The sequence below is a fragment of the Pseudomonas cedrina subsp. cedrina genome, from assembly GCF_001983175.1.
Lineage (GTDB): Bacteria > Pseudomonadota > Gammaproteobacteria > Pseudomonadales > Pseudomonadaceae > Aquipseudomonas > Aquipseudomonas cedrina.
Window position 1 is genome coordinate 1 of the sequence record NZ_MNPW01000026.1, and the last position, 20,743, is coordinate 20,743.

Sequence of the window (20,743 nt, forward strand, 5' to 3'; positions counted from 1 at the left end):
TGGAAGCTGTTCTTGCCAATGTCGATGCCTAGAAGCGTTACGCTGTTCATGAGAAAGCCTCCTCAAGAAAAGTGAGAACCCCAGTAGTTTAGACCTGAGGTTCTCGCCGGGCTGACCATCTCATTAGGGCTCTTGCCCCACCACTCGGTGCCTCGCCTAGGCTCGGCATGCCCTCACTCCGGCTTGAATCCGTGGGCCGCCGTCATGGGCCATCCATGGCCCAGGACGGCTAACCCGGCGTCCTGCCGGGTTACCCACGGATTCAAGCCTGCGTTCGGCCAGCGTGGTTAACGGGGCGCCTAAGATCAAGATCACAAGCCAGATCAAGAGCAGATCAAGAGCAGATCAAGAGCAGATCAAGAGCAGATCAAGAGCAGATTAGGTGGCACTCCACCGATCTGCTTTTCTGTGGGAGCTGGCTTGCCTGCGATGCAGACACCCCGGTACATCAGACACACCGAGTTGATGCCATCGCAGGCAAGCCAGCTCCCACAGTTTTAACCGAGCTCGACATTAAATATCGGTCGGCTCTAAGGCCGCCGCGCTTTGGCTTTTGATCTGGGATCGCCCCGTCAAACACGCTGGCCGAACGCAGGCTTTGGAGCGTGGGTAACCCGGCAGGACGCCGGGTTAGCCGCACTGGGCCATGGATGGCCCATTGCGGCGGCCCACGCTCCAAAGCCGGAGTGAGGGCACACCGAGCCTAGGCGAGGTGCCGAGTGTTGGGGCGAGGACCTTTTGGTTACTTTTGGGTCCTTCCAAAAGTGACCCGCTGTAAGAGCGGAACCCTAAGCGGCCGTTACCGCAGGAATGGATATGTACCCGGCCCAATCACCAAAATTAAAGACCACGCTCAGCCTTGGTCTGCGCCACCTTATCCCGCAGGTAAACCGGCGCCGCCTGATCGGCTGGAATCGCCTCCCCCCGCTCAAACGCAAACCGCGCCAACATCAGCAGATCCTCGGCATGAGGCAACATTGCAGCGTCCTGGCCAACCAAAGGCACAGCAATGCGTTCGCCATAACCCCAACCAGTACCAGCACCAAACCACTCGCCGCCGACATCCAACGGCAACACGGACGACTCCGGCGACTGCACCGCTTCTACGCCGACAAGGCGCATCTCCCCAGCCGTTTCGCGATAGCAGCCCCAATAGACTTCATCCATGCGCGCATCGATCGCCGCCGCCACCTGGGAAGCACCGTGCTCCCGCAACGCGCGCTGGGCCAGTACGGCGAGGTTGGACACCGGCAATACCGGGCGCTCCAGCGCAAACGCCAGGCCTTGCACCACGCCGATGGCGATGCGCACGCCGGTAAACGCACCCGGTCCACGGCCGAAGGCGATGGCATCGACCGCAGCCAGCGTAATGCCTGCGTCCTCAAGCAGTTGCTTGATCATCGGCAACAGCTTCTGCGCGTGCAGGCGCGGGATCACCTCGTAGTGGCTCGTGACCTTGCCATCGTGCAGCAGGGCTACGGAGCAAGCTTCAGTCGCGGTGTCCAGGGCCAGCAGGGTGCTCATCGGTGTCGGTGTCCAAGTCAAAAAAGTGCGCCAGTATAAACAACAACGGCCCGCAAGCGGGCCGTTATCCGTGAAGCCGGTCGTGCGGTCAGCTCAGTGCTTGCAGCACTTTGGCAGTGATCGCTTCAACCGAGCCGACGCCAGGAATATGACTGTACTTCGGCTTGCCATGGGCGGCGGACAGCTTCTGGTAGAAATCCACCAGCGGCTTGGTCTGGGAGTGGTAGACCGACAGGCGATGACGCACGGTTTCTTCGGTGTCGTCTTTACGCTGCACCAGGTCTTCACCGGTGACATCGTCCTTGCCTTCAACCTTCGGCGGGTTGTAGACGACGTGGTACACGCGGCCCGAGCCTTCGTGAACGCGACGACCGGCAATGCGCTGCACGATTTCTTCATCTTCAACCGCAATTTCAACCACGGCATCCAGCTCGACGCCGGCTTTTACCAAGGCTTCAGCCTGGGGAATGGTGCGTGGGAAGCCGTCGAACAGGAAACCGTTCTTGCAGTCTTCCTGGCTGATGCGCTCCTTGACCAGATTGATGATCAAGTCATCGGAAACCAGGCCGCCGCTGTCCATCACGCTCTTGGCGATCAGGCCCAGCTCGGTGCCGGCCTTCACGGCCGCACGTAGCATGTCGCCGGTGGAGATTTGTGGAATGCCGAATTTTTCAGTGATGAACTTTGCCTGAGTACCTTTACCGGCCCCGGGAGCTCCCAGCAGAATGACGCGCATTGATGTGCTCCTCAATTTTTTATAGAGATGACGCTCGGATTCGCCGCATGGGGCCAATCTCGTAAAATATGGCGTGTAAAAATTTGGGTCCAGGCCGCCCAAACGGCCAAAGGCTGATCAAGATACACAGCAGGCCCTATCCATACAAGCCGCCAAAAGTCGCAGGAACCTGCGCCGCGCATGCGCCATAGGTAGGGTGTGCCTGGGTGCAACCCGGCCCGTTAAACAACCGCCGCCCTTTTCAGGGCGGCCGTCGCGGTTTAACCGCAAGCTGTTGAGAACACGCAAAAAACCTCAGCCGGTGTTACGCAACCCGGCGGCAATACCGGCCACCGACACCAGCAGCGCCTGTTCCAGAGGGCTGTCCTGCGCCGCTTGCTGCTGGCGCGAGCGCGCCAGCAACTCGGCCTGCAGCAAGTGCAAGGGGTCGAGGTAGGTGTTGCGCAGGCGGATGAACTCCAGGGTGTCCGGGCTATGCGCCAGCAGTTGCGACTGACCCGTCAGGCCAAGCACCACGCCGCATGCCTGCGACAATAGGTCGCGCAAATGCGCACCCAACGGCAGCAGGTCCGGCTGCACCAGGCGCTCGTCATACAGGCGGGCGATATCGGCATCGGCCTTGGCCAGCACCATCTCCAGCATGTCGATGCGGGTGCGAAAGAATGGCCATTGCTCGCGCATCTGCCCCAGCAGTTCGCCTTCGCCGCGCTCCAGGGCCTTGCTCAGCGCCGCTTCCCAACCCAGCCAGGCCGGCAGCATCAGGCGAGTCTGGGTCCAGCCGAATATCCAAGGGATCGCGCGCAGGCTTTCAATCCCTCCCGCACGGCGCTTGGCCGGACGACTGCCCAGCGGCAAGCGGCCCAGCTCCTGTTCCGGGGTGGACTGGCGGAAATACTCGACGAATTGCGGATTTTCCCGCACCACCGCGCGGTACGCGCTGACACCGTCCGCCGCCAATTCATCCATCAAATGGCGCCAGGCCGGCTCTGGAGGCGGTGGCGGCAATAGCGTCGCTTCCAGTACCGCCGCCAGGTAGAGGTTGAGGTTCTGCTCGGCGATATCCGGCAGGCCGAACTTGAAGCGGATCATTTCACCTTGTTCGGTCGTGCGGAACCGTCCCGCCACCGAACCCGGCGGCTGCGACAGAATCGCCGCGTGGGCCGGGCCGCCGCCACGCCCAACCGTGCCACCGCGACCGTGGAACAACAGCAGTTCCACTTGTTGTTCGCGGCAGATATCCACCAACCGCTCCTGCGCGCGGTATTGCGCCCAGGCCGCAGCGGTGGTGCCGGCGTCCTTGGCCGAGTCCGAGTAGCCGATCATCACTTCCTGCGGTCCTTGCAAACGCGTGCGATAACCCGGCAGCAGCAACAATTGCTCGATCACCGGGCCGGCGTTATCCAGGTCGGCCAGGGTTTCGAACAGTGGCACCACGCGCATCGGCCGCTGTACGCCCGATTCTTTAAGCAATAGTTGCACCGCCAGCACGTCCGACGCAGCGCCGGCCATGGAGATGACATACGAGCCCAAGGACGCGGCGGGTGCGGCGGCAATTTCCTTACAGGTGTTCAGCACCTCGGCGGTGTCGGCAGACGGTTTGAAATACCCCGGCAACAGGGGGCGGCGGTTGGCCAGTTCCTTCATCAGGAAGCTGATGCGCGCCTCTTCATCCCAGTCTTCATAGCGACCCAGCCCGAGATAGTCGGTGATCTCGGTCATGGCCGCCGAGTGGCGGCTTGAGTCCTGGCGCACATCCAGTCGCACCAGGAACAACCCAAAGGTTACGGCTCGGCGCAGACAATCGAGCAACGGGCCATCGGCGATCACGCCCATGCCGCACTCATGCAGCGACTGGTAGCACAACTGCAGCGGCTCCAGCAGTTCGCGGTTGTCCTGCAGCACCTCGGCCGGCGCCGGTGTGCTGCTGCTCAACGCGCTGTGGGCCCATTGGCGCGTGGCGCGCAGGCGCTCGCGCAATTGCTTGAGCACGGCGCGGTAAGGCTCGACGCTGTCGCCGACCTTGGCCTGCAGGGCCGGGCTGGCTTGCTGCATCGACAGTTCGGCGGCCAGTTGATCGACGTCGCGCAGGTACAGGTCGGCGGCCATCCAGCGTGCCAGCAGCAACACTTCGCGGGTGACCGGCGCGGTGACATTCGGATTGCCGTCACGGTCGCCACCCATCCACGACGCGAAGCGAATCGGTGCGGCTTCCAAGGGCAAACGCAGGCCGGTGGCGCTGTGCAACGCCTGGTCAGCCTTGCGCAGGTAATGGGGGATGGCGTGCCACAGCGAATGCTCGATCACCGCAAAGCCCCACTTGGCCTCGTCCACCGGGGTGGGCCGGGTGCGGCGGATTTCTTCGGTGTGCCAGGCTTCGGCGATCAAGCGTTGCAGACGCTGGCGGATCTGCTCGCGCTCGGCGGTCGTGAGGTCACGGTGATCCTGCAGCGCCAGTTGCGCGGCGATGGCATCGTACTTCTGGATCAGGGTGCGGCGCGCCACTTCGGTGGGGTGGGCGGTAAGGACCAGCTCGATCTCCAGGCGCCCCAACTGTCGGGCCAGGGATTCGTTGCTGTGGCCTTCGCTTTGCAGGCGGGCCAGCAACTCCGGCAATACGCGGGACTCGAACGGCGCGGGTTGCGACTCATCGCGCCGGTGGATCAGCTGGTACTGCTCGGCGATATTGGCCAGGTTGAGGAACTGGTTGAACGCCCGGGCGACCGGCAGCAGTTCATGTTCCTGCAACTGGTTAAGGCGAGTACTCAGTTCATCGCCGGCTGTTTTCTCGGAAATGGCGCCGCGGCGATCCGCCTTGGCGCCTTTGCGGATCTGCTCGATCTTGTCGAGGAAATCATCGCCGTACTGCTCTGCAATGGTGTTGCCCAACAGCTCACCCAGCAGGTGAACGTCCTCACGCAAGCGTGCATCGATATCACTCATCAGCCAATCTCCAGCCAGAAATCCGGGACGCGCAGGTCTGCCAGAGTGCCGCCAGCGCCCCTTTATGACAAGACTTTAAACCTTGTCGGTTGCAGCGAGTCTCATGACTGAGTCGCCCGTGTTCATCCATGGGAGCGGCTGGTCACTCATCACCGCCCGCCATCGCGGGCTTTATTGAGGTTGCCATGAAAATCCGAGAACTGGCCCAGCATTGGGAAGAGAACGCCAAGGGTCGCTTGACCAAAACCGAGTACGCGATCCACTTGGACGTGGAGTCCGCCGCGAGGCTGGCGGCCATTGCCGAGATGTACCCCAAGCGCCACCCCGAAGAACTGCTCGGCGAGCTGATCGGCGCCGCCCTTGAAGAGCTGGAAGCCAGCTTTCCCTACATCAAGGGCCAACAGGTGATTGCCACCGATGAAGAGGGCGATCCGCTGTATGAGGACGTCGGCCCTACGCCACGCTTCCTGAGCTTGTCGCGCCGCTATCTGAATGACTTGTCGGCCAGTTCCGACGAACAGAAACACTGACGCTCTCCCGCAACACCCCTGTATTCCGGGCCTCAAGTGGGCCCGGCATACCCCTGCGCAAGGCAGAAGTTCCAATTTTTTACCCTGACCAATCGGTCAGAATATTTTTTCAGGCAAATCGCCACCTCCGCTGAACTTTTGAAAAAAGCCTCCGGTCACAGCCAGTAAGCCATCACTTGGAACGGCCGTTTTAAAAGGCGCTTGCAGCTTTACCGCAGGGCCGAAGCCGCATTCCAGTGTCATGGATTTAATGTTTTTCAGGAGTTATCCAATGGAGTTGAAGACGATGAAGACCAGCACTGCCAAATCCTCGTTTAATCACCTGCGCGGGCTTAAATTGGCCGCGCTGGCAATCGGCACCAGCTTCGTTCTGGCAGGTTGCGCCGGCAACCCTCCGACCGAGCAGTACGCGGTCACCCAGTCTGCGGTGAACAGCGCCGTCAGCGCCGGCGGCACCGAGTACGCCGCTGTAGAAATGAAGTCGGCCCAGGACAAGCTCAAGCAAGCCGAGATTGCCATGCACGACAAGAACTACGACGAAGCCCGCCGCCTGGCTGAACAAGCCGAGTGGGACGCTCGCGTCGCAGAGCGCAAGTCCCAGGCCGCCAAGGCTGAACAGGCCGTGAAGGATTCTCAGAAGGCTGTTGACGAGCTGCGTAAGGAAGGCATGCGCCCGGCTGCTATCCAGCAGAAGTAAGACGCTTGCTGTGACCGAACCGCACCTGATATCGAATTGAAAGGACGACACGACTATGCGTAAACAATTGATGATCCCTGCCCTGCTGGCGATGAGCGTTGCACTGGCGGCTTGCTCCACCCCGCCGAACGCGAACCTGGAAAACGCACGGACCAACTTCTCGGCCCTGCAGACCAACCCGCAGGCCACCAAGCTGGCGGCACTGGAAACCAAGGACGCCAGCGAATGGCTGGACAAGGCTGACAAGGCCTACCGCGATAAAGAAGACGAGAAGAAAGTCGACCAGTTGGCCTACCTGACCAACCAGCGCGTTGAAGTGGCCAAAGACACCATCGTGCTGCGTGAATCCGAAGCCAAGCTGAAAAACGCCGGCGACGAACGCGCCCGCGCTTTGCTGGACGCTCGCGACGCGCAAATCAAGCAACTGCAAGACAGCTTGAACGCCAAGCAAACCGACCGCGGCACCCTGGTGACCTTCGGTGACGTGCTGTTCGCCACCAACAAGTCCGACCTGAAATCCAGCGGCCTGGTCAACATCACCAAGCTGGCCCAGTTCCTGCGCGACAACCCGGACCGTAAAGTGATCGTCGAAGGCTATACCGACAGCACAGGTTCCGATTCGTACAACCAGAGCCTGTCGGAGCGTCGTGCAGCCTCCGTACAACGCGCACTGGCTCAACAAGGCGTGGACATCTCGCGCATCGTCACCCAGGGTTACGGCAAGGAATACCCGGTTGCCGACAACACCAGCGTGTCGGGCCGCGCCATGAACCGTCGCGTCGAAGTGACCATCTCCAACGACAACCAGCCGGTCAAGCCACGTTCGTCGATGGCGAACTGACTGATTGAAGCGCGATAAGAAAACCCACCTCACGGTGGGTTTTTTTACGGCTCGTCGAACTGGACGAGGCGATGTGTGTCCTCGGCTGGCATTTCAATCTTCCCGCCCACCGGTTCATCCATCTGTTGATCGCGCTTGTACCTGCGCGCGTCTTCCTGTTCCAGCGCCACATGATGCCTTGCTATCGCCAACATGTTTTCTAATACAGGAATATGTATTTTCATACTCGACCCAATCTGTGCAAGTTGTAGCTTTTTATGTGGTAATTGAGCCGAAACGGTTCCAGGCATTCCTCCTGAGAGGCGTCAGTTAGATTTTGATCTCGCCTGAGCCCTGCGACTCGGGGAACTTGATTTGGCCCTGGCCGCCAGCCTGACCACCTTGACCGTTTTGTGCACCCTGATCGCCCTGTGCACCTTGAGACTTTTGTGCAATCAGCTTCTCCAGCAGCTCTATCAATTTCTTCAGCTCATCGCTGCCCTCGCCGCCTTGAGAGGCGCTAGGCGGCAGGTCTTTGATTTGCCGTCGCACGTCCCGAATCTGTTGATCCAGACCCTGGTTCTGCTGAGGGCCTTCGGCTACATTCACGCCATTGCCAGTGTTCCCTGCAACCGGTACTGCGTTTACACCTTCCATATAGGCTCACTCCAGACTGATGAAAAAAATGGACCGATCAGCAATGCCAATCAGTCCATGATCTGTGGTGAACACGTCAGGGTGGTTCCGGGTTGCCGAGCGACCGACATGGGTCAAATCATTAATCGGCACACAAAACGGAGCTTTCTCACAGCGACAAAACCAGGGTTCATTGTTGCAATTGCGGGGTTTCCTGGCCCATGCAACGCACAGCCTGCTTCTTGTTGTTCACCAGCACGCCGCTGAGGCCTTTCTGCTCGGTATCGAACATCACCAGCACACCGTCGACGCACTGTGCCACTTGCGCGGCCGGCGTGACGGAAATCTTGTAGTCCTCGCCGGGCACGGTCTTGAGCATGGTGAAATCACTGAGCAACAGCGCATCTTCCGGTTTGGCAAAGTGCAGGTAACCGTAGAACCACAGGCAACCGACGGTACCGATGATGGTGCCAATGCCGGTGAGGATCAGCGGGATCATGTTGCGTTCTTCGCTCATTGCGGGCTCTCTGAGGGATCAGGTTTTTGAGTAGGGTAGTTCGGAATTTCGCCCAGCCGGCGCAGGCCGTTGAAATGCTGCGGGTCATCCAGGTAGCGCAGCATCACGGTTTGCCAGGTCTTGTCGGCAAAGGTCTGCACATGGCCACCTCGGGTCAGCTGCAATACCCGTGGCGGCGGTGCGGCCTGGTACAGGCGAATGCCATTGTTCATGGGCACGATCGGGTCATCCAGGCTGTGAAACAACAGTTTCGGCACGCCCGTCAGCCGTGGCATGGCAGCGATTGCACTGTCGCCGTCCGGCACCAGCCATGACAGCGGCACCTGCAACGGCCATGTTAACCATGAGGTGCTCAGGGCAAATTGTCCTACGTCACGATAACTGGCCGGCACGCCGTCCAGCACCAACGCCTTGAGCCGGGGTTGACGCTCCGGATGGGCCGCCAGGTAGTGCACCGCCAGCGCGCCGCCCAGGCTTTGGCCCAGCACGATCAGCGGCTGGCCCTGGGTTTCGGGCGCTTTGTCGATCCAGTTGAATGCGGCGTCCACGTCCTGGTACACCGCGGGTAACGAGGGCTTGCCTTGGGACAATCCATAACCGCGATAGTCGAGCAGCAGCACCTGGTAACCCTGCTCGGGCAACCACCAGCTACCGCCCAGGTGCCAGGCCAGGTTGCCGCCGTTGCCGTGCAGGTGCAGCACCGTGCCCTTGAGCGCAACACCGGGTTTGGCCGGCAGCCACCACGCGTGAAGCTTGACGCCGTCGGCGGTGGTCAGGGTGACGTCGCGGTACTCAAGGTGTGCTTTTTCCGGCGTGAACGGCAGGCCCGGTTCGGGGTAGAACAGCAGCGAGCTGCAACCGTTCAAGGTGAGTAGCAGGCATAGAATGCCGAGGATTCTCATCCGTTGAAGCCTCGTGAAGGGGTTGGAAATCAATCCTACAAACCAGTGAAGATCCAATGTGGGAGCTGGCTTGCCTGCGATAGCGGTCTTTCAGTAAAAACAGCTATGACTGATACACCGCTATCGCAGGCAAGCCAGCTCCCACAGTTTTGATCGAGTTTCGTCAGGGAACGTCTCTATAGGATATTGGAGTAATCCGCCTCAATCCGATCCAGGCTCAAGTGATTGAGGAAGTTGGAGAAACACATCCAGGCCGCCAGCGCGTTCATGTCGCGGAACTGTTCCGGCAGGTATTTGGGCGGCACCACAAGGCCTTCGTCGACCAGCTGGCGCAGGGTACGCATATCCTCCAGGGTGGTCTTGCCGCAGAACAGCAGCGGCACCTGTTCCAGCTTGCCTTTGCGCACGGCGAGCTGGATGTAGTTGTAGACCATGATGAAGCCCTTGAGGTAGGACAAGTCCTTGGTAAACGGCAGGCCGTTGGGCACCGAACCACGGAATACGCGGCTGGCGTTGCCATAGCTTTCGGCCATTTCAAAGCCTTGCTCGCGGAAGAACTCAAACACCTGGAGGAAGTCGGCGCCCTCTTCCACCATGTGGATGGCGCGGGTGCGGTTGGTCAGTTTGCGCAGGCGGCTTGGGTAGGAGGCGAAGGTGATGATCTCCATCAGGATCGCCAGGCCTTCCTGGGTCACGGTGGACGACGGCGGCCCCTTGGACAGGAAGGTGCAGATCGGCTGGTTCTGGCCATTGAGCGTGGTGCCCACATGCACCAGGCCTTCATGCACTTCCAGGGCCCGCACATCGCGGTCGTTGAACATCGCGTCGGCGCGGATCTTGATGTAGTCGGCGCCCGCCGCGGCGTCGGCGACGATACCGTCGGACTCGAACACGCGAATGGTCTCTTCGGCCTCGCCAAACACTTTGTTCAGGCGGGTTTGCAGCAGGGCCACGGCGTCCTTGGCGGTGAGGGTCTTGGCTTCGTCCTTGAGGTCGCCACGGCCGTCGATATTGTTCAGGTAGTCGGACAGCATCAGGCCCAGATCAGCCAGGGTCGGGTCGCCGGCGTGGAATGCATCGGAGGCGGCGCCATACAGCTCCTGGGAGATCAGGCCGAAATCCTCGGTGCCGCGCGCTTCAAGCATGCGCACCACCATGCGGTATTCCCTGCACATGCGGCGCATGATCTGCCCCACCGGGCTGAACTGGCCAAGGCGGCGGGTGATATCGCGCTCGATGTTCTGGAATTCCAGCTTCACTGCGCTGGAGTCGAACGACAGCGGCCGGTTCAGATAGTAATCACGATCGACTGCGGGCATTTCCTTGCCCTTGGCCTTGAGGAATCCCTGGCGAATGTGGTCGTCCCACTTCACGGCATCGAGGACGCGTATCGGTGTTTGCGCCAGCACAATGCGATCGGACAAGGTGCGTATCGTCTGCTGGTAATCGTCCACCCGGTGCTTCCTCTTGAACGTTATTGGCCCGCGCGCCGGTAGCGCACGGCTTCCACGAATACATCGGCGTTGGCCGGGTCATCCAGGTAGGCAAACACCTGGTCCATGTTGCTGTCGACCAGCACCCCATCGCCTTCGGCGGTTTCCACGGTGCTGCCATGCAGCGCCTGTTGGCCGATGGCCTGGTGGATCTGGTCGAGGTCGAGGTTGTAGACCACCAATTCGTGCTTTTCGTTGATCTCAAAGCCGGCCAGGATGAAATGCCCACCCAGTTTGGCCGGCAACGGCGCCGACAGGTACCAGCGACTGCCATGGCGCGAAACCGTAAACAGGTACTCGTCGCGCTGGCCCGGCTTGGCTGTAGGGTAGCTCACGGCTTTATAACGGTGTTCGCCGGCGCTGGTGATGTGCAGATTGAGCGGCTCGCCCCAGGCGTTCTTGCTGGCCCATTGGCCCAGCAGCTCATGCGGCGCCGCTTCGCGCGCGGGCAGCGGGTTCTTGAAGGTGACCAGGCAACCGCTGAGCAGCAGGAACGACAAGGCGATTACCGCAAGACGCCAGGTTTTCATGTAATACCCCGTCAGATGTGGGAGCTGGCTTGCCTGCGATACAGGCACCTCGATACTTCAGGTACATCGAGGTGATGCTATCGCAGGCAAGCCAGCTCCCACATAAAGCAGATCGCGCACAGGCCTGGCTAGACCGAGGCCAACACCAAATGCATGTAACGCTTGAGGATCTCAAGCATCTCTTCACCGGTCAGAGGCTCTGCGCCGCCCAACAGGCCTTGATATTCCATCCGACTGATTATCGCCGTCAACACTTTGGCATCCTGTTGCGGTTCGCGCGAGCCCAATACCTGGAAAAACTGCCCGGTGCCCTGCAACAGGATCTGCTGATGGGAACGCACCAATTCGGCAAGGCGCGGGTTGAGCAACGCCTCCTGGCGAAAGGCCTGCTCGGCCATCAGGTGTTCTCGGCGGTTGGTCAGCTGGCGCAAGACATAATCGGCGGTCAGCCGCGCGATGTCATCGGCCAGTTGCGAGCGGGATGCCGGGCTGCCGTCGCCGTACGCGACCATTTCGCGCAGCAGGCCTTCGTTACGCACCCAGAGCTTGCCCATGAAGGCGGCGCTGCGTTCAACGTATTGGGCAAAGGTATCGGTGAGCAAGTCATCGATATCCTTGAAATAGTAGGTGGTGGCCGACAGCGGCACCCCCGCCTCCGCCGCCACCGCCCGATGGCGCACGGCCCGTACGCCATCACGCACCACGATACGCATGGCCGCATCGAGAATGTCCTGCCTGCGTTGTTCGCTGCCGCGACGGCTGGCCTTGCGGCCCTGGTACTGGACGCTTTCAGCCACGGCAGCGGCAATGCCGGCGGCGCCTTCTTGTGCGGTTACGCGGTTCACGACAAATCTTCCTTTATAAGGTGACGCGGAGCGTCACGGTATGCATTCCCACGCAGAGCGAGGGAACGATAACCTGGCGCTGTTTGCTTGACGCTTATAAACGCCACATAAAAAAGCCGCCTTATAAAAGGCGGCTCTGAATTTCGCTACGGTTACGCTTGGGGCCGCATGTGCGGGAACAGGATCACGTCGCGGATCGACGGCGAGTTGGTCAAGAGCATTACCAGGCGGTCGATGCCGATGCCTTCACCGGCGGTTGGCGGCATGCCGTATTCAAGGGCGCGGACGAAGTCGGCGTCGTAGTGCATGGCCTCATCGTCGCCGGCGTCCTTGTCGGCCACCTGGGCCATGAAGCGCTCGGCCTGATCTTCCGCGTCGTTAAGCTCGGAGTAGGCGTTGGCGATTTCGCGGCCGCCGATGAACAGCTCGAAACGGTCGGTGACGTTCGGGTTGTCATCGTTGCGACGGGCCAGCGGCGACACTTCGAACGGGTACTGGGTAATGAAGTGCGGCTGTTCCAGCTTGTGCTCCACCAGCTCTTCGAAAATCATCACCTGCAATTTGCCCAGGCCTTCGAAACCGAGCACCTTGGCCCCGGCTTTTTTGGCGATGGCACGGGCCTTGTCGATGTCGTTCAGGTCGTCGGCCGTCAGCTCGGGGTTGTACTTGAGGATCGAATCGAACACCGACAGGCGCACGAACGGCTCGCCGAAGTGGAACACCTTGTCGCCGTACGGCACGTCGGTGCTGCCCAATACCAACTGCGCCAGCTCGCGGAACAGCTCTTCGGTCAGGTCCATGTTGTCTTCGTAGTCGGCGTAAGCCTGGTAGAACTCCAACATGGTGAATTCCGGGTTGTGGCGGGTCGAGACACCTTCGTTACGGAAGTTGCGGTTGATCTCGAATACCTTCTCGAAGCCGCCGACCACGAGGCGCTTGAGGTACAGCTCCGGCGCGATACGCAGGAACATTGGCAGGTCCAGCGCGTTGTGGTGAGTTTCGAACGGCTTGGCCGCGGCACCACCCGGGATGGTTTGCAGCATCGGGGTTTCCACTTCCAGGAAGTCACGCTGCATCAGGAAGCTGCGGATGTGGGCGATGACCTGCGAACGCACGCGGAAGGTCTTGCGCACGTCTTCATTGACGATCAGGTCAACGTAGCGCTGGCGATAGCGTTGCTCGGTGTCGGTCAGGCCGTGGTGCTTGTCCGGCAGCGGACGCAGCGACTTGGTCAGCAGGCGCACGTGGGTCATTTCAACGTACAGGTCGCCCTTTCCGGAGCGGGCCAGGGTACCTTCGGCGGCAATGATGTCGCCCATGTCCCAGGTTTTCACCGCGGCCAGGGTTTCTTCGGAAAGGGTCTTGCGGTTGACGTAGACCTGGATACGCCCGGTCATGTCCTGGATCACCATGAACGAGCCACGGTTGAGCATGATGCGACCTGCCACCTTGACCGGGATCGCAGCCTCTGCCAGTTCTTCCTTGGTCTTGTCCGCGTATTGAGTCTGCAAGGCCTCGCAGTAGTTTTCGCGGCGGAAGTCATTGGGGAAGGCATTGCCCTTGGCGCGCTCGGCAGCAAGCTTTTCCTTGCGCAGGGCGATCAGGGAGTTTTCTTCCTGTTGCAGGGCTTGCGGATCGAGTTGTTGGTCGCTCATGTCTTTTGATTTTCCATCAGGTTCGTTGTCCCAGGCCTGTGGCCGGGGATCGCCTACAGTCTTTACAGCCCCGATTTCAGGCTGGCTTCCAGGTATTCGTCGATATCGCCGTCGAGTACCTTGTCGCAGTCACTGCGTTCGATGTTGGTGCGCAGATCCTTGATCCGCGACGCATCGAGCACATAAGAACGGATCTGGTGGCCCCAGCCGATATCCGACTTGGTGTCTTCCAGCGCCTGGGAAGCGGCGTTGCGCTTCTGCATTTCCTGCTCGTACAACTTGGCCCGCAGCATTTTCATGGCGGTGTCTTTGTTCGCGTGCTGGGAACGCTCGTTCTGGCAACTGACCACGGTGTTGGTCGGTACGTGGGTAATACGTACGGCCGAGTCGGTGGTGTTGACATGCTGGCCACCGGCGCCGGAGGAGCGGTAGGTGTCGATGCGCAGGTCGGCCGGGTTGATCTCGATTTCCACCTTGTCGTCGATCTCTGGCGAGACGAAAACCGCGCAGAACGAGGTGTGGCGACGGTTGCCGGAGTCGAACGGGCTCTTGCGCACCAGGCGGTGCACGCCGATTTCGGTACGCAGCCAGCCAAAGGCGTATTCGCCCTTGATATGCACGGTCGCGCCCTTGATACCGGCGACTTCACCGGCGGACAGCTCCATGATGGTCGCTTCGAAACCGCGCTTGTCCGCCCAGCGCAGGTACATGCGCAGCAGGATGTTGGCCCAGTCCTGGGCCTCGGTGCCGCCGGAACCGGCCTGGATGTCCAGGTAGGCGTTGTTCGGGTCCATTTCGTGGCTGAACATGCGGCGGAATTCGAGCTTGGCGAGGTTCTCCTCGAGACGGGCCAGCTCGGCGACGACATCGCCCACTGCGCCTTCGTCGTCTTCTTCGACGGCCATGTCCAGCAGGTCACGGCAATCGGCCAGACCGGTGTTCAGTTCATCGAGGGTGTCGACGATCTGCGCCAGCGCAGCGCGCTCGCGGCCCAGTTCCTGGGCGTATTCAGGTTTGTTCCAGACAGCAGGATCTTCAAGCTCGCGATTGACTTCGGTCAGACGCTCATGCTTTTGATCGTAGTCAAAGATACCCCCGAATAGTTTCGGAGCGCTCGGACAGGTCCTTGATGGTGTTAAGGATCGGGTTGATTTCCATGGCGGGCAGCACTCGTTGGCGAACTTTTGAAAGCCGGCGAGTATAACGGCAAATGGGGTCAAACGGCAGCCCGCTTGGCGAAAAGGCGAGTTTGATGACCGATGAATATCCAATGTGGGAGCGGGCTTGCTCGAAGACGGTGTGTAGTGAGCGGGCTTGTCGAATCGTCGCACCGCCCGCGCTGGGGGGCGAAGCCGCCCCAATAAAGACACCTCGGTGCTCCAGTTAAAACCGAGTCGCCTAGGTTGGGGCGGCTTCGCCACCCAGCGCGGGACAAGCCCGCTCACTACAGACCGCTATCGCAGGCAAGCCAGCTCCCACATGAGATCCACGTTGTTCTGGATTACTCGATCCCGACTTGATTGCGCCCATTATGCTTGGCCGTATACAACCCCTTGTCCGCCGCCATGATCAACTGTCGGCAATCCGTACCCTGCACCGGCGTCATCGTCGACAGGCCGATGCTGATGGTCAGGCTTGCGCCCTCGGCCGGGGCGATGTGCGGGATTTTCAGTGCCGCCACCGCCATGCGCAGTTTCTCGGCCACCAGCCGAGCCCCACCCGGCGAGGTGTTGGGCAGCACCAGGGCAAACTCTTCGCCGCCATAACGCGCCGGCAGGTCGGAAGGACGGCTACTGGCTTCGCGGATGGTGTTGGCGACTTTGCGCAAGGCTTCGTCACCCTCAACGTGGCCAAAGCTGTCGTTGTAGGTCTTGAAGAAGTCCACGTCGATCATCAGCAGCGACAGCTGGGTCTGGTCGCGCATGGCACGCCGCCATTCCAGTTCCAGATATTCATCGAAGTGCCGACGGTTCGACAGCCCGGTAAGCCCGTCGGAGTTCACCAGCCGTTGCAGCACAAGATTGGTGTCCAGCAACTGCTGCTGGCTGACGCGCAACGCGCGATAAGCCGCATCCCGTTGCAGCAGGGTCATGTAGGAGCGCGAGTGATAGCGAATGCGCGCCACCAGTTCGATGTTGTCCGGCAGCTTGACCAGGTAATCGTTGGCCCCGGCCGAGAACGCCGCGCTCTTGATCAGCGGGTCTTCCTTGGTCGACAGCACGATGATCGGGATATTCGCGGTCGCCGGGTGGTTGCGGTATTCGCGCACCAGGGTCAGGCCGTCAAGACCGGGCATCACCAGGTCTTGCAGGATAACGGTCGGCTTGATGCGGATCGCCTGGGCAATCGCCTGGTGCGGGTCGGCGCAGAAATGAAAGTCGATGTTTTCTTCATGGGCCAGGCCACGCCGCACGGCTTCACCGATCATGGCCTGGTCGTCGACCAGCAACACCATGGCGGCGTTCTCGTCGGTCTTGATGTCGTCGATCTGTAAATCATTCATGTGCAGTCACCTGAATTACTTCCTGCTGGCCAGCACTGCGCAGGGGAGTGATCATATTGCAAACACCTCCAGCAATCGGGGCGCAATCCTGTCCAGTGGGCGAATTTCAACAGCGGCATCAATTGCCGCCGCCGCTTTGGGCATGCCATACACCGCCGAGCTTTGCTGATCCTGGGCGATGGTCAAATAACCTTGTTCACGCAGTAACTTGAGGCCCTGGGCCCCGTCGCGCCCCATGCCGGTCAACAGAACGCCGACGGCATCGCCATTCCAGTGGCTGGCCACGCTTTCGAAAAAAACATCGATCGAAGGCCGGTAGATCTCGTTCACCGGCTCTGCGGTATAGGCTAGCGTGCCATTCTTCAATAGACGAATGTGATGGTTGGTGCCGGCCAGCAGCACCACGCCACTTTGCGGTGGCTCGCCTTCGCGGGCCAGGCGCACCGGCAGGCCAGAGGCGCTGCTCAGCCACTCGGCCATGCCGGCGGCGAACACCTGGTCCACGTGCTGCACCAGCACGATGGCGGCCGCAAAATCCCGAGGCAAGCCCTTGAGCAGTACTTCCAGGGCGGCCGGGCCACCGGCCGAGGAGCCGATGGCCACCAGGCTCTGGCGTTTGCCGGTGATACGCGGCGCAACGCTTTCAGCCCGCACACGGCTGCCGCGCTGGCCGATCAACCAGCCGATATTGAGGATCTTGCGCAGCAGCGGCGCCGCCGCGTCCTTGGGGTTGCCGACGCCCAGGGGCGGCGTGTCCACCACATCCAGGGCGCCGTGCCCCATGGCCTCGAACACGCGGCTGACATTGGCCTGGCGGTCGACCGTCACAATGACGATCGCGCACGGGGTCTCGGTCATGATCCGCCGGGTGGCCTCAACGCCGTCCATCACCGGCATGATCAGGTCCATCAGGATCAGGTCCGGGGTGAGTTCGGCGCAGCGCTGCACCGCTTCCAGGCCATTGCTGGCCACCCACACCACCTGGTGCGCGGGCTCGAAGCTCAAGGCGCGGCGCAAGGCTTCCACCGCCAGAGGCATGTCATTGACGATTGCAATCCTCATGCCCGCGCGCCTCCGATCAGTTCCACCACGGCGTCCAGCAGGGCATCATCATGAAAACTGGCTTTGGCCAAATAATAGTCGGCGCCGGCGTCCAGTCCCCGACGTCGGTCTTCTTCGCGATCCTTGTAGGACACCACCATCACCGGCAATGATTGCAAGCGACTGTCGCGGCGCAAGAGTGTGACCAATTCAATACCGTCCATACGAGGCATATCAATATCTGTGATCAACAGGTCAAAGTCTTCGGAACGCAAGGCGTTCCAGCCGTCCATGCCATCGACCGCCACGGCCACTTCGTAACCACGATTAAGCAATAATTTGCGCTGCAGCTCACGCACGGTCAGCGAGTCGTCGACCACCAGCACCCGCTTGCGCGGCGCCTCAGTGGTTTGTTGGTTGCGCCGGGCAATACGTTCCAATCGGCCGGTATTGAGCAGTTTATCCACCGAGCGCAGCATGTCCTCCACGTCGACGATCAACACCACCGAGCCGTCATCCAGCAGGGCGCCGGCGGAGATATCCTGGACCTTGCCCAGGCGATCATCCAGCGGCAGCACCACCAGCGTACGCTCGCCGACAAAGCGTTCCACGGCAATCCCGTACACCGCATCGCGCTCGCGGATCACCACCACTTTGAGCGTTTCGGACTGACCCTGCCCTGCCGGACGCTGCAACAGTTGGCTGGCGGCGACCAGTCCTACATGCCGGCCTTCGTGCCAGAAATGCTGGCGGCCTTCCAATTGCACGATATCGTCCGGCGCCAGGTCGCACATGCGCTCGATATGGGCCAGCGGAAACGCGTAGGCTTCTTCGCCGACTTCCACCACCAGGCTGCGCACCACCGACAGGGTCAGCGGCACTTCAAGATGGAAACGACTGCCCTGCCCGGCCGCCTGCTCCAGCACCACGGCACCACGCAACTGGCGGACCATATGCTGCACCGCATCCAGGCCCACCCCGCGCCCGGACACTTCAGTGACCTTGTCGCGCAGGCTGAAACCCGGCAGGAACAGGAACGTCAGCAATTCTTCTTCGCTCAAGCGCAGCGCGGTTTCAAGCGGTGACAGATGCCTGTCGACGATGGTGCCGCGCAGGCGCTCCAGGTCGACGCCATTGCCGTCATCGCTCAACTCCAGTACCAGCAAACCGGCCTGGTGAGACGCACGCAGGCGGATCAGGCCCTCAGCCGGCTTGCCCGCCAACAAGCGTTGCTCAGGCATTTCGATGCCGTGGTCGACGGCATTGCGCAGCAGGTGGGTGAGCGGCGCTTCGAGTTTTTCCAGTACATCGCGGTCGACCTGGGTCTTTTCACCCTCGATTTCCAGGCGCACCTGCTTGCCCAGGCTGCGGCCGAGGTCGCGCACCATGCGCGCTTGGCCGGCCAGCACATCGGCAAACGGACGCATGCGGCAGGCCAGCGCGGTGTCGTAGAGCACTTGGGCGCGCTGCCCGGCCTGCCAGCCGAACTCGTCCAGCTCGGCGGTTTTTTCCGCCAGCAAGGCCTGGGCCTCACTGAGCAGGCGGCGCGTGTCGGCCAGGGCCTCCTGGGCTTCAAGACTCAGATGCTGGGTCTTGAGTTGCCCATCCAGGGCATCCATCGCCCGTACGCTTTGGTTTTGAATGCGCTTGAGGCGCTGCAGGCTGGCCAGGTAAGGCTTGAGCCGCTGGGTTTCCACCAGGGATTTGCTCGACAGGTCCAGCAGGCTGTTCAAGCGCTCGGCGGTCACCCGCAGGACGCGCTCGCCGCCTTCGGTCAGGCGTTTGCCCTGGCGTGGCGGCTCGGCGGCAACCGGCGGCGCGGGTTCGGGTTCCGGTGGCGGCTCTACAACGACGGGCGCGGGGGCCGGTTCAGTCGGCGTCGGCGGCGTTTGGATCGGTGCCTGTGACGGGTCCAGCAGGCGCTCCATCAATGCAACATAGGCTTGGATATCCGCAGGCCCCACGTCATTGCCCGGCGTGGCGATGCGCATCAGCAGGTCGGTGCCCTGCAGCAGCGCGTCGATGTGTTCGGGTTGCAGACGCAGGCGGCTTTCCTGGGCGCTGACCAGGCAATCCTCCATGACATGGGACACGCTGACCCCGGCGTCCACCCCGACAATGCGCGCGGCGCCCTTGAGCGAGTGCGCCGCGCGCATGCACGCCTCCAACTGGTCGGCCTGGGTCGGATTGCGCTCCAGGGCCAGCAGGCCCGCGCTCAGTACCTGGGTCTGCGCATCGGCTTCCAGGCTGAACAGTTCCAGCAGCGAGGCATCGCGCATCTGGTCGGGGGTCATGTGAGGCTCCGGGTCACGGCGGTCAGCAATTGCGCCTCGTCCAGCCACCGCAGGCTGCGGCCTTTCCACTGCAACACGCCCTGGGTGAAGCGCCCGCTGGCCTGGGTGCCCGAGGCGGATGCCGCCTTCAAGGTGCGCTCATCTATGGCATGGATACCGTCGACTTCATCCACCGGCACCACCACCGGGCCATCCTGCGCGGCGATGATCAGCATGCGCGGCATGATGCGCCCACCGCTGGCGCCACGGGTCGTGTCGTCCAGCCCCAGCAGGTCCACCAGCGACAGGCACGCCACCAGCGCGCCACGCACATTGGCCACGCCGAGCAAGGCGCGGGAGCGCTGATGCGGCAGGGAATGAATCGGTTGCAGCGGCGCCACTTCCACCAGGCACCGAGTGGCAATGCCCAGCCATTCTTCGCCGAGACGAAACATCAGCAGGGAACGGGTAATCACGTCCTCACCCCGCTCCATGGCGGCGTGCGGGCGATGGGCGTCCTGCTGCAAGGCGTAACGGTCGAGCAAGCGCGTGGCGGCTGCCGAGTACACCGAGCAGTTGCGGCAATGGATATGGTCAGCCAGCAGCGGGCACGACTTGTCGCCATGGATACCGATGCGGTTCCAGCAGTCGTCGATGGCTTGGGCATCGGCCAGGGTCAAGTCCAGGCCTGCGGTGTCGAGCGCCTCGGTGTTATTCATCGTTTGGACTCACTGTCAGCTCGCTCGCTACGGGCGGCCCGCGCCTGCAAGCGGCGCGCCCCCGCATTGTCGCCCTGGGCCTCAAGCAATGCGGCCAGGTGCATCAAGGCCTGCGGGTGCTGGGGGTCCAGGTACAAGGCTTTTCGATAATAGCCCTGGGCTTCCAGGGCATTGCCGGCCACGTCGCTGAGCAGCCCCAGCCAGTAAAACACCTGGGCGGCCGGCGGATGGTGGTTCAGATAATGCTCGCAAGCGCAGGCTGTGTGAAAACCTAGCAATTTGCCGCCCGGTTTAAGAAAATGCCCGTATCGCAAGATACGGGCATTTTTCTTATGCGCTATATCCAAGGTGAAGACCGCTCTCAGGGAACCCTATTTCCAGT

19 protein-coding genes and 1 pseudogene are annotated in these 20,743 nt (G+C 61.3%); 3 read left to right on the forward strand and 17 right to left on the reverse strand.

Features of this window, described 5'->3' with window-relative positions; translation table 11 throughout:
- Positions 1 to 840 precede the first annotated feature (840 nt).
- The 3 genes from tsaB to ppc form a co-directional block, all read right to left on the reverse strand.
- A complete protein-coding gene (gene tsaB / locus BLL36_RS29390; RefSeq protein ID WP_076955091.1) occupies positions 841 to 1,524 on the reverse strand; it encodes a tRNA (adenosine(37)-N6)-threonylcarbamoyltransferase complex dimerization subunit type 1 TsaB in 684 nt (227 codons plus the stop codon).
- An 88-nt stretch (positions 1,525 to 1,612) separates the two neighbouring features.
- Positions 1,613 to 2,260, reverse strand: a complete 648-nt coding sequence (gene adk, locus BLL36_RS29395; protein ID WP_076955092.1) for an adenylate kinase — start codon at positions 2,258 to 2,260, stop codon at positions 1,613 to 1,615.
- Between the two features lie 294 nt (positions 2,261 to 2,554).
- Positions 2,555 to 5,200 (reverse strand): phosphoenolpyruvate carboxylase, encoded by a 2,646-nt coding sequence (gene ppc / locus BLL36_RS29400; RefSeq protein ID WP_076955093.1) that lies wholly within the window; start codon positions 5,198 to 5,200, stop codon positions 2,555 to 2,557.
- A 185-nt stretch (positions 5,201 to 5,385) separates the two neighbouring features.
- Here ppc and BLL36_RS29405 point away from each other — a divergent pair, with 185 nt between their 5' ends.
- The 3 genes from BLL36_RS29405 to BLL36_RS29415 all read left to right on the forward strand — a co-directional run bounded on the left by BLL36_RS29405 (position 5,386) and on the right by BLL36_RS29415 (position 7,268).
- Entirely contained in the window at positions 5,386 to 5,730 is a 345-nt protein-coding gene (locus tag BLL36_RS29405; RefSeq protein WP_076955094.1) for a pilin assembly protein, read from the forward strand.
- A gap of 286 nt (positions 5,731 to 6,016) precedes the next feature.
- Entirely contained in the window at positions 6,017 to 6,427 is a 411-nt protein-coding gene (locus tag BLL36_RS29410; RefSeq protein ID WP_173390380.1) for a DUF4398 domain-containing protein, read from the forward strand.
- A 55-nt stretch (positions 6,428 to 6,482) separates the two neighbouring features.
- On the forward strand, positions 6,483 to 7,268 hold the full coding sequence (locus BLL36_RS29415) for an OmpA family protein (RefSeq protein ID WP_076955095.1): 786 nt from the start codon (positions 6,483 to 6,485) through the stop codon (positions 7,266 to 7,268).
- A gap of 44 nt (positions 7,269 to 7,312) precedes the next feature.
- Here the strand turns inward: BLL36_RS29415 and BLL36_RS29420 are convergent, their stop codons facing one another.
- The 14 genes and pseudogenes from BLL36_RS29420 to BLL36_RS29485 all read right to left on the reverse strand — a co-directional run.
- Positions 7,313 to 7,492: a hypothetical protein gene (locus tag BLL36_RS29420; protein WP_076955107.1), complete on the reverse strand. Its 180-nt coding sequence runs from the start codon at positions 7,490 to 7,492 to the stop codon at positions 7,313 to 7,315.
- Positions 7,493 to 7,577: 85 nt separating this feature from the next.
- Complete coding sequence (locus BLL36_RS29425) at positions 7,578 to 7,904, reverse strand: hypothetical protein (RefSeq protein WP_076955096.1); 327 nt, start codon at positions 7,902 to 7,904, stop codon at positions 7,578 to 7,580.
- Positions 7,905 to 8,073: 169 nt separating this feature from the next.
- On the reverse strand, positions 8,074 to 8,400 hold the full coding sequence (locus BLL36_RS29430) for a hypothetical protein (protein WP_076955097.1): 327 nt from the start codon (positions 8,398 to 8,400) through the stop codon (positions 8,074 to 8,076).
- Positions 8,397 to 9,302 (reverse strand): alpha/beta hydrolase, encoded by a 906-nt coding sequence (locus tag BLL36_RS29435; protein ID WP_076955098.1) that lies wholly within the window; start codon positions 9,300 to 9,302, stop codon positions 8,397 to 8,399. Before BLL36_RS29435 ends, BLL36_RS29430 begins: the two co-directional genes overlap by 4 nt.
- Positions 9,303 to 9,478: 176 nt before the next feature.
- Positions 9,479 to 10,756, reverse strand: a complete 1,278-nt coding sequence (locus BLL36_RS29440) for a flavohemoglobin expression-modulating QEGLA motif protein (RefSeq protein ID WP_076955099.1) — start codon at positions 10,754 to 10,756, stop codon at positions 9,479 to 9,481.
- A 20-nt stretch (positions 10,757 to 10,776) separates the two neighbouring features.
- A complete protein-coding gene (locus BLL36_RS29445; RefSeq protein ID WP_076955100.1) occupies positions 10,777 to 11,325 on the reverse strand; it encodes a hypothetical protein in 549 nt (182 codons plus the stop codon).
- A gap of 128 nt (positions 11,326 to 11,453) precedes the next feature.
- Positions 11,454 to 12,170, reverse strand: a complete 717-nt coding sequence (locus BLL36_RS29450) for a TetR/AcrR family transcriptional regulator (RefSeq protein WP_076955101.1) — start codon at positions 12,168 to 12,170, stop codon at positions 11,454 to 11,456.
- 152 nt (positions 12,171 to 12,322) lie between these two features.
- On the reverse strand, positions 12,323 to 13,825 hold the full coding sequence (lysS, locus tag BLL36_RS29455) for a lysine--tRNA ligase (protein WP_076955102.1): 1,503 nt from the start codon (positions 13,823 to 13,825) through the stop codon (positions 12,323 to 12,325).
- A 62-nt stretch (positions 13,826 to 13,887) separates the two neighbouring features.
- A protein-coding gene (prfB, locus tag BLL36_RS29460; RefSeq protein ID WP_130926011.1) for a peptide chain release factor 2 occupies positions 13,888 to 14,983 on the reverse strand; the annotation gives its coding sequence in 2 pieces (ribosomal slippage) (positions 13,888 to 14,910 and positions 14,912 to 14,983; 1,095 coding nt in all).
- Positions 14,984 to 15,326: 343 nt separating this feature from the next.
- The gene (locus BLL36_RS29465; RefSeq protein ID WP_076955103.1) at positions 15,327 to 16,328 is read right to left on the reverse strand and encodes a response regulator; all 1,002 of its coding nucleotides are present in this window, start codon (positions 16,326 to 16,328) and stop codon (positions 15,327 to 15,329) included.
- A gap of 51 nt (positions 16,329 to 16,379) precedes the next feature.
- Positions 16,380 to 17,390 (reverse strand): chemotaxis response regulator protein-glutamate methylesterase, encoded by a 1,011-nt coding sequence (gene cheB, locus BLL36_RS29470; RefSeq protein ID WP_076955104.1) that lies wholly within the window; start codon positions 17,388 to 17,390, stop codon positions 16,380 to 16,382.
- Positions 17,387 to 19,663 (reverse strand): hybrid sensor histidine kinase/response regulator, encoded by a 2,277-nt coding sequence (locus BLL36_RS29475; protein ID WP_076955105.1) that lies wholly within the window; start codon positions 19,661 to 19,663, stop codon positions 17,387 to 17,389. The genes cheB and BLL36_RS29475 overlap by 4 nt, the downstream gene beginning before the upstream one ends.
- Entirely contained in the window at positions 19,660 to 20,361 is a 702-nt protein-coding gene (locus tag BLL36_RS29480) for a chemotaxis protein CheW (protein WP_076955106.1), read from the reverse strand. Before BLL36_RS29480 ends, BLL36_RS29475 begins: the two co-directional genes overlap by 4 nt.
- Positions 20,358 to 20,615: pseudogene (locus BLL36_RS29485) on the reverse strand (tetratricopeptide repeat protein); the annotation flags it as partial. The pseudogene BLL36_RS29485 and the gene BLL36_RS29480, both read right to left, overlap by 4 nt.
- Positions 20,616 to 20,743: the final 128 nt, after the last annotated feature.

Bases quoted from the DNA above. Each gene is read 5' to 3' on its own strand.
- BLL36_RS29420 (WP_076955107.1), bottom strand. From the start codon at position 7,492: ATGAAAATACATATTCCTGTATTAGAAAACATGTTGGCGATAGCAAGG.
- BLL36_RS29430 (WP_076955097.1), bottom strand. From the start codon at position 8,400: ATGAGCGAAGAACGCAACATGATCCCGCTGATCCTCACCGGCATTGGC.
- BLL36_RS29435 (WP_076955098.1), bottom strand. From the start codon at position 9,302: ATGAGAATCCTCGGCATTCTATGCCTGCTACTCACCTTGAACGGTTGC.
- BLL36_RS29445 (WP_076955100.1), bottom strand. From the start codon at position 11,325: ATGAAAACCTGGCGTCTTGCGGTAATCGCCTTGTCGTTCCTGCTGCTC.
- tsaB (WP_076955091.1), bottom strand. From the start codon at position 1,524: ATGAGCACCCTGCTGGCCCTGGACACCGCGACTGAAGCTTGCTCCGTA.
- adk (WP_076955092.1), bottom strand. From the start codon at position 2,260: ATGCGCGTCATTCTGCTGGGAGCTCCCGGGGCCGGTAAAGGTACTCAG.
- BLL36_RS29410 (WP_173390380.1), top strand. From the start codon at position 6,017: ATGAAGACCAGCACTGCCAAATCCTCGTTTAATCACCTGCGCGGGCTT.
- BLL36_RS29405 (WP_076955094.1), top strand. From the start codon at position 5,386: ATGAAAATCCGAGAACTGGCCCAGCATTGGGAAGAGAACGCCAAGGGT.
- cheB (WP_076955104.1), bottom strand. From the start codon at position 17,390: ATGAGGATTGCAATCGTCAATGACATGCCTCTGGCGGTGGAAGCCTTG.
- lysS (WP_076955102.1), bottom strand. From the start codon at position 13,825: ATGAGCGACCAACAACTCGATCCGCAAGCCCTGCAACAGGAAGAAAAC.
- BLL36_RS29465 (WP_076955103.1), bottom strand. From the start codon at position 16,328: ATGAATGATTTACAGATCGACGACATCAAGACCGACGAGAACGCCGCC.
- BLL36_RS29480 (WP_076955106.1), bottom strand. From the start codon at position 20,361: ATGAATAACACCGAGGCGCTCGACACCGCAGGCCTGGACTTGACCCTG.
- BLL36_RS29415 (WP_076955095.1), top strand. From the start codon at position 6,483: ATGCGTAAACAATTGATGATCCCTGCCCTGCTGGCGATGAGCGTTGCA.
- BLL36_RS29425 (WP_076955096.1), bottom strand. From the start codon at position 7,904: ATGGAAGGTGTAAACGCAGTACCGGTTGCAGGGAACACTGGCAATGGC.
- BLL36_RS29475 (WP_076955105.1), bottom strand. From the start codon at position 19,663: ATGACCCCCGACCAGATGCGCGATGCCTCGCTGCTGGAACTGTTCAGC.
- ppc (WP_076955093.1), bottom strand. From the start codon at position 5,200: ATGAGTGATATCGATGCACGCTTGCGTGAGGACGTTCACCTGCTGGGT.